The organism is Alistipes sp. DJF_B185 (assembly GCF_964250025.1).
Lineage (GTDB): Bacteria > Bacteroidota > Bacteroidia > Bacteroidales > Rikenellaceae > Alistipes > Alistipes finegoldii.
Genome location: NZ_CAXUDY010000004.1, coordinates 175,016 through 186,981, shown reverse-complemented (window position 1 = coordinate 186,981; position 11,966 = coordinate 175,016). Strand labels below are relative to the sequence as shown.

The following is an 11,966-nucleotide window of genomic DNA, read 5'->3' as shown; positions in this document are numbered from 1 at the left end:
AGATGATTCGTATATATAATGCACTGCGCCGCAACTTACGGCTCTGGCTGATTCTCCCCGTACTCTTCGCGGGGATGGCGGGACCTGCCGGGGCGCAGACCAAAGGACATAAGGTCGTCGGCACCGTAATGGGTCCCGACAGCCTGCCGCTGCAAGGAGCCACCGTCATCATTAAAGAGGTGAACCGGGGCGCCGTATCCGATTCGAAAGGACGTTACGTCCTTTCGAACGTACCGCCGACCGCAAGTCTCGTGTTCTCTTTTCTGGGCATGGTGTCGCAAGAAGTTCCCGTAGGTCAGAAAACCGAGATAAACGTCGTGCTGACCGCCACCGACGCCCGTCTCGACGAAGTCGTGGTCGTCGGCTACAGCGAAGTGAAATACAAGGACCTGACGGGCAGCGTGGGACGCGCCAACGTCGGCGACATGCTCAAAACCGACGCCGGCAACATCGGCGAAGCCTTCGCGGGCCGCGTAGCCGGCGTGCAGGTAACTTCGAACGAAGGCATGCCCGGCGAGGAGATGAATATCGTCATCCGCGGCAGCAACTCCGTCACGCAGTCCAACTCACCGCTCTACGTCATCGACGGTTTCCCGCTGGAAGACACCTCGATGGGTGCCCTCAACCCCTCGGACATCGCTTCGATCAGCATTCTCAAAGACGCTTCAGCAACCGCGATATACGGCGCCCGCGCCGCCAACGGCGTGGTGATCATCACCACCAAACTGGGCACTCCCGGAACGACGAAAGTGACTTTCGACGCAAGCTGGGGATTCGCTCAGATATCCAAGAAAATCGACCTGATGAACGCCTATGAGTTCGTCACACTTCAGCAGGAGATCATGACCGAAGCCGACTTCAACAAAACCTATCTGGGCGAAGGGGGCACGATCGAGGATTACCGCAACGTAAAGAGCATCGACTGGCAGGATCAAATCTTCCGGACGGCTCCCATACAGAAGTACTCGGTCAATCTGTCGGGCGGCAACCGCTCCACGCGATTCAGCACAACGCTTTCCATGCTCGATCAGGACGGCATCATCAAAAATTCGAATTACAGCCGCTATCAGGGCCGCGCCACGATCGACCACCGCTTCGCCAAGAAATGGCACGTACAGGCGACGGCGAACTATTCGCGTATCCTGCAGACCGGCGACTCTCCTTCGCAGACCAACTACACGGGCAGCGCCAACCTGCTACCCAACGTATGGAGCTACCGTCCGTTCGTGTCGGTCGGCGACGACGACCTGATCAACGAGTGGGTCGATCCCTCGATCAACCCGTCGCAGGATTTCCGGGTAAACCCGATCTACATCGTTTCGGACGAATACCGCAAACGCATCAACAACTATTTCAGGGCCAATGCCTATGTCGAATACGAAATCATCAAAGACTTGAAGCTCAAAGTCATGGGCGGATTCCTGACGGACGATTATTCGAATGAGCAATTCAACGGTTCGCGTTCGCGCACGGGTAACAAATACCGTTCGGACGGAGTCAACGCATCGGTGCAGAACAAATCGACCCAACAGTGGGTCAACGAAAACACCCTGACCTACAAGACCGCCTTCGACAAGGACGAAAAGCACAAATTCGACATTCTCTTGGGACAGACCATGCAGGGCAGCCGCTACAAAAATACCTACATGAAGGCCACGCATATTCCCAACGAGCATCTGGGCATCAACGGATTCGGCGAAGGCTCCCCGGTGGTTTCGACCTACAATTCGGCGGAATGGACGCTGATGTCGTTCCTGTCGCGCATCAACTACAACTACGACAACCGGTATTACTTCACGGCGACGTTCCGTGCCGACGGCTCTTCGAAGTTCGCCAAGAACAACCGCTGGGGTTACTTCCCGTCGGCCTCCGCCGCATGGAACATCTCCAACGAGAAGTTCCTCAGTCAGAACAAGGTCGTCTCCAACCTGAAACTCAGGGCCAGCTGGGGACAGACGGGCAACAACCGCGTTTCGGAATACGCATACCGGACGCAGATGTACGCCACGGAGGGATCGGAGTACCCGTTCGACAACAGCAACACCACGGGCAACATCATCGTCAATCTGGGCAACCGGAATCTCAAATGGGAAACCACCACGCAGTGGGATGCGGGAGTCGATCTGGGACTGTTCCGCAACCGGCTTACGATCGCCGTGGACTGGTACCGCAAGATTACCTCCGACCTGCTGCTGTCCGCCGACATCCCACCCTCGTCGGGCTTCTCCACCAACACCATGAATATCGGAAAAGTCCGGAATCAGGGCTGGGAATTCACGCTCCAGACCGAGAATTTCAACACGAAAAACTTCCGCTGGACGACCGATTTCAACATCGCCTTCAACCGCAACAAGGTGCTGGCGCTGTCGCACAATCAGGAGAGCATCGTCAATGTCATCTCCTACAACAACGCCTATATCACCAAAATCGGCAAGCCGATGGGCATGCTTTACGGCTATATCTACGAAGGGACTTACAAATACGACGACTTCGACAACGTCGACGGCAAATGGGTCCTCAAAGCCGACATTCCCGACAACGGCACCGGCCGTTCGGGCGTGCAGCCGGGCGACGCGCGCTTCCGCGACATCAACGGCGACGGCACGGTCAATGCCGACGACTGTACGATCATCGGACGCGGCCAGCCGTTGCACACGGGAGGTTTCAACAACACCTTCGAATTCTTCGGTTTCGACCTGAACGTCTTCTTCCAGTGGAATTACGGCAACGACATCCTCAACGCCGCGCGCACGCAGTTCGTACGCGGCAAATCGGAGGTCGGCTACAACCGCTGGAAGGAGTACTGCGGACGCTGGACTCCCGAAAATCCGATGAGCGACATTCCGCGCGTGGGCGGCTGGGGTTCCTCCCAGTATTCGACCTTCGAAGTGGAAGACGGCTCGTTCCTGCGCCTGAAAAATCTCTCGCTGGGCTACACCTTGCCCTCCAAGATCACCAAGAAATTCTTCGTCCAGAAGCTGCGGGTCTACTTCTCGGCGCAGAATCTGGTGACATGGAGCAACTATTCGGGTTACGACCCCGAAGTTTCGACCAAAAATACGGCGCTCACTCCCGGATACGACTGGTCGGCCTACCCGCGCTCACGCGTCTACAACTTCGGAATCAACGTCGTATTCTAAAAACAACGATCATGAAAAAACTACTTTTTATATTCATCGCAGGCATAACGCTTGGTTCCTGCAATTTCTTCGACGTCGAGACTGCGGGTTTCGTGTCGCCGGAAACCTCGTACAAGGACGAGGAGAGCGTTCAGAAAGCACTGGTCGGCGTTTACGCGCCGCTGTCCGACCTGTCGTTCTACGGCCGGGACTGGTTCTATGCCTTCAACCTGCAGGACGACCTGAGCTACTACGACCGCAACTATACCAAGCAGGAACTGTTTCTGAACAACTACACCTATACGAACGCGACGCTGAACAACCTCTGGGCGAATCTCTACACGGGTATCGACCGCGCCAACTCGTTCCTCGAATATATACAGGGCTCGCCGATCGACGAAACGCTCATCGCCCAATACATGGGTGAAGTACGATTCCTGCGCGCCTACTATTTCTTCACGCTTTCGAGCCTTTGGGGCGACGTACCCTTACGCCTCAAATCGACCCGCGACACCGACATGGAAGCGCTTCAGATGCCCTCGACTCCGGCCGCGGAGGTTTTCGACTTCATCACAACCGAAATGGAGGACGTCGTAGGACAGGTCAGGACGGCCGACCAGCTCAACGGACCGGGCCGCATCTCGAAATCGACCGTCCAAGGCATCCTCGCCCGCGTCTATCTGAAAATGGGCGGCTTCCCCCTCTACAAAGGCAAGGAGGCTTTCGAAAAGGCCGCATACTGGGCGCGCAAAGTCCGTAACAGCCGGCTCCATACGCTGAATCCCGATTACAAAGAGGTGTTCACCAACCTCAGCAAGGATATCTATGATCTCACCTACCGCGAAAGCATCTGGGAAATCGAATTCAAGGGCAACAATCAGGACGGCCACACCACGGGCGGCTGCGTCGGAAGCTACAACGGCGTTTACAACAACCAGAACGACGCCTACGGATTCGGTTACGGATACGTATCGGTGACGCTCAAACTGTTCGACCTGTTCGACGATCCGAACGACGTGCGCCGGGACTGGAATATCTGCGAGTACTACTACCGCAACGGAGAGAAACTGTGGCGCAACCTCAACAACAAACAGTACGTTTACTGCAACGCAGGCAAATTCCGCCGCGAATACGAACTTTCCGACACGAAGGACAAGGACTACACGCCGATCAATTTTCCCGTGCTGCGCTATTCGGACGTACTGCTGATGCTGGCGGAAGCCGAAAACGAAGCCTACGGCGGTCCGACGACTCTGGCGTACGAATGTATCAACGAGGTGCGTCAGCGGGCCAATTCCGACTATCCGGCCGTCGCAGGTCTCGGTCAGGAGGATTTCCGCCGGCTCGTCATCGACGAGCGGGGCCGCGAACTCTGCTTCGAAGGGCTGCGCCGTCTGGACCTGATCCGCTGGGGACTCTACGTCGAAGCCATGACCACGGAGCGCCGGGCGCAGGTGGCCGATCCCCGCTGGCACGCGAACAAAAGCTATGCGGACGGAATCGCCGACTACACCGAGTACCGCCACAACTGGTATCCAATACCGAGCAAGGAACTGGCTACCAACTTCTCGATCAAACAAAATCCCTTATGGTAAAGGACTTAATCACCGATACGATGAAAAAGAATCTGATCATCACGTTTATTACGGCCCTTCTGTTGTGCCTGATCTCCTGCGGGGAGGTGCTGGAAGACGTTTCGTTCGGGGTGACTCCCGACAGCGGCAATGTCTATGAAGCCGGCAAAGAGGTATACTTCAACTTCAGCGGCAACCCCGACTACATCACCTTCTATTCGGGCGAAGCAGGACACAAATACGAATACGCCGGGAAAATCGACGGCGAAGGAACCGCCAATTACGGCATTCCGGTCAAAGCCATGAATGCCAGAGCCGACAATTATTCATATATTTACGAAACCGCAGGGGAATACGACGCCGTATTCGTCGCCCGGAACGCCACGTTCGAAGGCGAAAGCAAAGTCGTCGCACGATTGAAAATAACGATCGCCGAACCTGCGGACAACGAATAAAACACTTCTGCGATGAACAGAAAAACACTTTTTACCGCCCTGCTGCTCCTCCTCGGCCGAAACGTTTGTTCGGCCGGGGAGCCCGGCCCGACGATCCGGTTCGCGGAAATCCCGGCCGGCTGGTTCTACATGGGTTCCGGCGGACCGGGCGCAGACTACGACGAGACGCCGATCCACAAAGTGGTCATCTCCCGACCGTTCCGGATGTCCGTCACCGAGATCACCAACGCCCAGTACGAAGCGTTCGATCCTTCGCACCGCGCCCTGCGCGGCAAACAGGGGTTTTCGAGCGGGGACAACGAAGCCGTGATCTTCGTGGACTGGCATCAGGCCGATGCGTTTTGCCGCTGGCTCTCCGAAAAGGAGGGCCGCACCTACAGGCTTCCGACCGAAGCCGAATGGGAATACGCGTGCCGGGCCGGCTCCTGCATGCACTACTCCTTCGGCGACCGGCTTCCCAAAGCGGCGCTGAAGAATCAGGAAGAGCATCACTCGTTCATCCCCGTCGATCTGACCGTGGCGCAGAGCGCGCCCAATGCCTTCGGACTGTACGACATGCACGGCAACGTCGAAGAGTGGTGTTACGACTGGTACGGCCCCTATTTCAGAGGCGACCAGACCGATCCGGTGGGATATGCCGACGGCTTTTACAAGGTGACGCGCGGCGGCAGCCATTCGACCCCCGTCGAATACCTCCGCTCGGCCAACCGCATGGCCATGATCCCGGAAGACAAGCATTTCCTGACCGGATTCCGCATTATCGAAGCGCCCTATCCGGCCACGAAGCCGGTTCCCGCTTCCACCGCCGCCGAACCTGTAGCGCAACACGTCGCACATTGGGTAGATATGAACGACCAACCGCGTTATTACACTCCCATTGAATACGTCATACCGCCGCAGATCTCCACAGCACCGATGTATCCCCACAACCATTGTCCGGCAGTCACGTGGTGCCGTAACGGCGACCTGCTCGCCGTCTGGTTCTCGACGATCAGCGAATTCGGCCGGGAAATGGCTATCTGGCACAGCCGCCTGCGCTGCGGAGCCGACTCGTGGGACGAAGCGAGCCTTTTGTGCAAGGTTCCCGACCGCAACATGACCGGATCGTCGCTCCGGTGCGATCCCGACAGCGGCCGCATCTATCTGCTCAACGGCGTCGAAGCCGGCGGCTGGTGGCGCAATCTGGCGCTCTTGGCGCAGACCTCGGACGACAACGGCGCGACATGGAGCCGCCCGCAGATCGTCTCCCCGGAACATACTCCGGGACATCAGGTCATCGCCGGCATGATCCGCAGCAGCGAAGGCTGGCTCATCAATGCCTGCGACGGAGGCCCCGACAACAACGAAGGTTCGGTGATTCAAATCAGCCGCGACGACGGCCGCAGTTGGACATCTCCCTGCGGGGAAAAGCCCGAAGAGTTCGAAGCGGGACGCACCGGCGGCATGATCGCGGGTATCCACGCCTGCGTTGTCCAGCTCAGGGACGGCTCGCTGATGGCGTTCGGCCGCGGCAACGACGTCGCCGATGCGAAGGGGCGCCGCCGAATGACCCGGAGCATCTCCGGCGACATGGGCAAAACATGGCGTTACCAAGCCTCTCCGTTCCCGCCGATTTCAGGCGGCCAGCGCTGTACGATGATCCGGCTGAAAGAGGGGCCGATCGTATTGGTATCCTTCACCCACCACCCCCTGCGTCCGCCCAAGGACGAAGACCGGATGCGTTTGGGCGGGAAGATCAAAAGCGGCATGTTCGCCGCCGTGTCCTATGACGAAGGCAAGACGTGGCCTGTCCGCAAACTCATCACCGACGGACAATACCGGTTCATGGACGGCGGGGCGTGGACCGGCTTTTTCGAAACGGACGCCGACCGGGCCGAACCACGGGGATACCTGGCGATGACGCAGTCGCCCGACGGAATAATCCACCTGCTGAGCAGTAAAAACCACTACCGTTTCAACCTCAAATGGCTGGAACAAAACGATTAAAAGACCTGCACGATGAATAAGACGATCCGATGCGGCCTGCTCCTGACGGCCGTGACGCTGAGCTGCACGGCGGGGTTCGGCCAGCAGCCCACGTTATTCACCAACAATTACGACCCAAAGGCCGAAATCCCGAAGCTGGATGCGGAGAAGAGCGTAATCTACGACCCGGTCCGTACATGGACCTACTCGCACCACCCTTCCGTCGCCTTTTTCAAAGGCACCTTTTACGCCGTCTTCTCGAACGGACCCGAAGGCGAAGACGAGTGCGGCCAGCGGATCATGCTCGCCACCTCGGAAGACTTCACCGACTGGAGCGAACCACGGGTCATACTCTCTCCGGGCGAGGGCGAGTTCGGACAGACCAAGATACTCACGCCGGGCGGCATCACCGTAATCGGCGGCAAGCTGACGCTCTACTACACGGAAAACGACAACGACGGCGTTTCGAACAAACGGATAAAGGCGACGCTGTTCGCCATCACGAGCGAAGACGGCCGGACATGGTCCGAGCCGGTCAATCTCTCGATCCGCGTATTCCCATGCCACCGGCCGCTGACGCTCTCCAACGGCCGTATCATCCTCACGGGCAACACGCTGGTCTATTACACCGACGATCCCTCCGGCACCGGCAAATGGAACCGCTGCCGCATGGAGGTTCCCAAATATCAGGACGGGGCCGTAACCTTCGAGCAGGTACACCCTTCGCTCTGCGAAGGCGCACTATTCGAACACAACGACGGTCAGGTTTTCTGTCTGCTCCGCAGTACGGGCAAAACCTATGACGGCTACCTGTGGCAAATGCAGAGTACCGACGGCGGAATTTCGTGGACGTCGCCCGTAAAAAGCCGCTTTACGGACAACAACACCAAATCGTTTTTCGGCAACCTGCCCGACGGACGCTATTTCTACGTCGGAACCCCGGACACTTCCCGTCCGGGAGAACGCTACCCGCTGGTGCTGGCCCTCTCCGAAGACGGCTACAACTTCGACAAAACCTTCATCCTTTCCGACGACAGATATACCCAGCAGTACAAAGGCCGCTGGAAAGGCGGCGATTACGGCTATCCGTACGCCATGGTTCACGACGGCTATATCTACGTCATCGTCTCGCGCCGCAAGGAACGCATCGAAATAATCCGTATCGAAATCGACGCCCTGCAATGAGAAACGCCGTTATCGCCATAGCCGGACTATTCGGCCTGCTTCTGCCGGCCTGCGGCGGGGACGGGAACGAAAGCCCTCCGCCCGCACCGGGAGCCGAACCAAAGGGAACAGACCGTATCTCCATTTTCAGAAATGCGTACGATCCCGCCGCTGACCTGCCGCGCATCGAACCTGAACACGCCGTAATTTACATGCCGTCCGGCAACTGGAGCTATTCCCACCACCCCTCGGTCACCTATTTTCAAGGCGCCTTTTATGCCGTCTATTCGAACGGCATGCGAGGCGAGGACGAGCCGGGGCAACGGATGATGATCGCCTCCAGCCGGGACTTCATCCGCTGGAGCGCTCCGCAGCTCCTCGCGGAACCGTCCGACGGCGACTACGGCACCAAGAAAATCCTCACTCCGGGCGGCATCCGGGTCTGCGACGGCAGGCTGACTGTCTATTATACGGAAAACGACAACGACGGCACGAGCAACGCCCGGCTGAATCCGCAGCTCTACGCCGTGACATCGCCCGACGGCAGGACATGGACACGGCCGGTATCGCTCGGACTGGCCATATTTCCCAGCCACGCCCCGCTGCGGCTCTCGACCGGACGGCTGGCGATGACCTGCAACCGGGCGTTCTATTACTCCGACGATCCGACGGGGCTGCGCGGTTGGCATAAATGCGGCACGGCGGCGCAGGACCAGACCGGGCATGTCACCTTCGAACAGATCCGGCCGTCATTGTGCGAAGGCGAGCTGTTCGAGCATGCCGACGGCACGCTGTACTGCCTTTTCCGGAATTCGTCCACGCCCTACGACGGCTACCTCTGGCAGGCACAGAGCTACGACGGCGGGCGCAACTGGACCATGCCCGTACGCAGCGATTTTTCAGACAACAACACCAAGTCGTTTTTCTGCGCCCTTCCCGACGGACGCTATCTCTACATCGGCACGCCCGACAACACCCGTCAGGGCACCCGTTATCCGCTGGTGCTGGCCCTCTCCGAAGACGGGTTCAATTACGACAAATGCTACATCCTCTCCGACGACCGCTACACCCGGCAATACGAAGGACGCTGGAAAAGCGGCGATTACGGCTATCCGTTCGCCTACATCCGCGAAGGCTGGATTTACGTCATAGTTTCCCGACAGAAGGAGCGGATGGACGCCCTGAAATGTAAAATCTCCGATCTAAGATGAAAACCAAACACTTATTAGCGCTACTGCTGCTTGCCCTCCTCCCGCTTCCGCTGACGGCCGACATCCGGCTGCCGGCCGTTATCGGGGACAACATGGTGCTCCAGCAGCAGACCGACGTCCTGTTGTGGGGTGAAGCCTCGCCCCGCTGCAACATCACGCTCGAACCGTCATGGAGCCAAAGCGTCTACACGACCCGGACCGACGACGACGGCAACTGGAAAATCACGCTGCCGACAATCACGGCGGGCGGCCCCTACAAAATCGCCATCACGGCCGGGAAAGACACGAGAACGCTGAAAAACGTCCTGCTGGGCGAAGTCTGGCTCTGCGGCGGACAATCGAATATGGACGTCAGTTTCCGGGGACTGGCCAATCAGCCCGTCGCCGATGCCGCCGACGAAATTCTGGATTCGGCTTATCCCGACCTGCGCCTGTTCCGTGTGAAGCGCGACTTCAGCCTACAGCCCCGACACGACTGCCGGGGAAGCTGGACAGTCTCGTCGCCCGAATCGGCCGAAACGTTCAGCGCCATCGGCTTCCTCTTCGGCCGCATGCTCCACCAGCGGGAGAAGGTGCCCGTCGGCATGATCGTATGCGCATGGGGCGGCTCCGAAGTCGAAGCATGGATGAGCCGCGAAAACCTGATGCGATTCGCCGGAGTCCGGTTCCGCGAATCCGCAGACCTGCGGACCGCCAACGTCACCCCGACCGCCCTGTACAACGCCATGCTGCTGCCCATAAGCGGCTACACGATCAAAGGGTGCATCTTCTATCAGGGCGAAGCCAACATCACCGACCCGGCGGCCTACCGCACGCGGTTCCCGGCCATGGTCGCCGAGTGGCGCGCACGCTGGGGTGAGGAGTTCCCGTTCTTCTACGTCCAGCTCGCCCCCTACGGCTATACCAATATGGGCTGGTCCCCCGACCAGACGCAAGCGGCGCGTTTCCGCGAAGTGCAGCAGCAGTGCATGTCAGACATTCCCCGCAGCGGCATGGTAGCCACGACCGATATCGGAGCCGTCCACACCATCCATCCGCCCGACAAGAAAACGGTCGCCAAGCGTTTGCTTTACCTCGCCTATGCCCGTTGTTACGGCTACAAGGGCTTCGAATGTTCCGGCCCCGTATACAAGTCGATGGAGATTCAGGGCGAAAACATCGCCCTCTCGTTCGACCATGCGCCTTACGGCGTCAGCTCCTACGGAGAGCCGCTCGCAGGATTCGAGATCGCCGGCGAAGACCGGATTTTCCACCCAGCCGAAGCTTGGCTTAAAGGCCGCTCCACGGTCATCGTACACAGCGGCGAGGTCAAAGCGCCCATCGCAGTACGCTACTGCTATAAAAACTATGCATACGGAAATCTTTATAATAATTACGGCATCGTCGCACCCCCGTTCCGCACAGACGACTGGAACGAATAAAACACACAGCATATGTTCTCAAAAACCATTCTCAGCCTGATCGCGTCGGCCATGCTCTTCACCGGAAGCGTCGCTGCCGCAGAACCCGTCCGCATCATCTTCGAAACAGACATGGGCAACGACGTGGACGACGTGCTCGCTCTGGACATGCTCTACAAATATCAGGATGCGGGCAAAATCCAGCTTCTTCTGATCTCCAACAACAAAGGCAACGCCTATTCGGCACCGTTCATCCACCTGATGAACGACTTTTACGGCTGGTCCGGAATTCCCGTAGCCAGCTCTCCCGCCGAACTGCTTCCGCGGCAAAAGGAGAAACAGCCCAGCTACGTCGAAGCCGTCGCCGCCTCAGGCGTCTTTCCTGCATCTTCGGCGGAGACATTCGATTCCGTGGAAAAATACCGGCAGGTCCTCGCGGCACAACCCGACCGCAGCGTCGTGATCGTCTCCGTCGGACTCCTGTCCAACCTCAAACGGCTGCTGGATTCGGCCCCGGACAGATACAGCGAACTGCCGGGCCGGGAACTCGTCGCCCGCAAAGTCCGGCTGCTGACCATGATGGGCGGCAACTTCGACGGCCAGCGGCGCAGGGAATTCAACATCCGCATAGACATTCCCGCAGCCCGTGCCGTCTTCGGCCGTTGGCCGACCGACATACTGGTCAGCCCGTGGGAAGTGGGCGGGCAGATTTTCTATCGCTGCGCGGCGCTCGACAAGATCAGCTATGCCGCACAACATCCGCTCAAAATGGCCTATGCCAGCTATCTTCCCATGCCCTACGACCGCGAATGTTGGGACCAGACCGCCGTCATGGCAGGCGTCGAAGCCCCTGAAAAATGGTTCGGGCTTTCAGCCCGCGGAGAAGTCGAAGTGGACGACGACGGACGCACGGAATTCACCCCCGCGCCCAACGGACGCATCCGGATCTTGCAGACGACTCCCGGACAAAGAAAAAAAGCGGAAAAATATATCATGAAACTCGTCGGGCAGACTCCTGAAAAATACACGAACCGGAAATAACCTTCCGGCGGAATACACCTCAAGCGACAGCGGCGGC

The 11,966-nt window shown here is 58.5% G+C and carries 8 protein-coding genes; all 8 read left to right on the top strand.

Annotation, left to right across the window (positions count from 1 at the left end; all coding sequences use genetic code 11):
- Window positions 1-2 precede the first annotated feature (2 nt).
- Genes ACESTR_RS07315 through ACESTR_RS07280 form a run of 8 tightly spaced genes read left to right on the top strand, consistent with a single transcriptional unit; the run spans window position 3 to window position 11,929 of the window.
- Window positions 3-3,140 carry a SusC/RagA family TonB-linked outer membrane protein gene (locus ACESTR_RS07315; RefSeq protein WP_302267938.1) on the top strand — a complete coding sequence of 1,046 codons (3,138 nt, stop codon included), beginning with the start codon at window positions 3-5 and terminating at the stop codon, window positions 3,138-3,140.
- 11 nt (window positions 3,141-3,151) lie between these two features.
- Window positions 3,152-4,714, top strand: a complete 1,563-nt coding sequence (locus ACESTR_RS07310; RefSeq protein ID WP_195559559.1) for a RagB/SusD family nutrient uptake outer membrane protein — start codon at window positions 3,152-3,154, stop codon at window positions 4,712-4,714.
- Window positions 4,708-5,148: a DUF5017 domain-containing protein gene (locus ACESTR_RS07305; RefSeq protein ID WP_009597769.1), complete on the top strand. Its 441-nt coding sequence runs from the start codon at window positions 4,708-4,710 to the stop codon at window positions 5,146-5,148. Before ACESTR_RS07310 ends, ACESTR_RS07305 begins: the two co-directional genes overlap by 7 nt.
- 12 nt (window positions 5,149-5,160) lie before the next feature.
- Complete coding sequence (locus ACESTR_RS07300) at window positions 5,161-7,134, top strand: SUMF1/EgtB/PvdO family nonheme iron enzyme (protein ID WP_279064545.1); 1,974 nt, start codon at window positions 5,161-5,163, stop codon at window positions 7,132-7,134.
- Between the two features lie 12 nt (window positions 7,135-7,146).
- Window positions 7,147-8,298 carry an exo-alpha-sialidase gene (locus ACESTR_RS07295; RefSeq protein ID WP_022044445.1) on the top strand — a complete coding sequence of 384 codons (1,152 nt, stop codon included), beginning with the start codon at window positions 7,147-7,149 and terminating at the stop codon, window positions 8,296-8,298.
- Window positions 8,295-9,488 carry an exo-alpha-sialidase gene (locus tag ACESTR_RS07290; protein WP_022044446.1) on the top strand — a complete coding sequence of 398 codons (1,194 nt, stop codon included), beginning with the start codon at window positions 8,295-8,297 and terminating at the stop codon, window positions 9,486-9,488. Before ACESTR_RS07295 ends, ACESTR_RS07290 begins: the two co-directional genes overlap by 4 nt.
- Window positions 9,485-10,909 carry a sialate O-acetylesterase gene (locus tag ACESTR_RS07285; protein WP_022044447.1) on the top strand — a complete coding sequence of 475 codons (1,425 nt, stop codon included), beginning with the start codon at window positions 9,485-9,487 and terminating at the stop codon, window positions 10,907-10,909. The genes ACESTR_RS07290 and ACESTR_RS07285 overlap by 4 nt, the downstream gene beginning before the upstream one ends.
- A gap of 12 nt (window positions 10,910-10,921) precedes the next feature.
- Window positions 10,922-11,929 (top strand): nucleoside hydrolase, encoded by a 1,008-nt coding sequence (locus ACESTR_RS07280; RefSeq protein WP_373179046.1) that lies wholly within the window; start codon window positions 10,922-10,924, stop codon window positions 11,927-11,929.
- Window positions 11,930-11,966 lie beyond the last annotated feature (37 nt).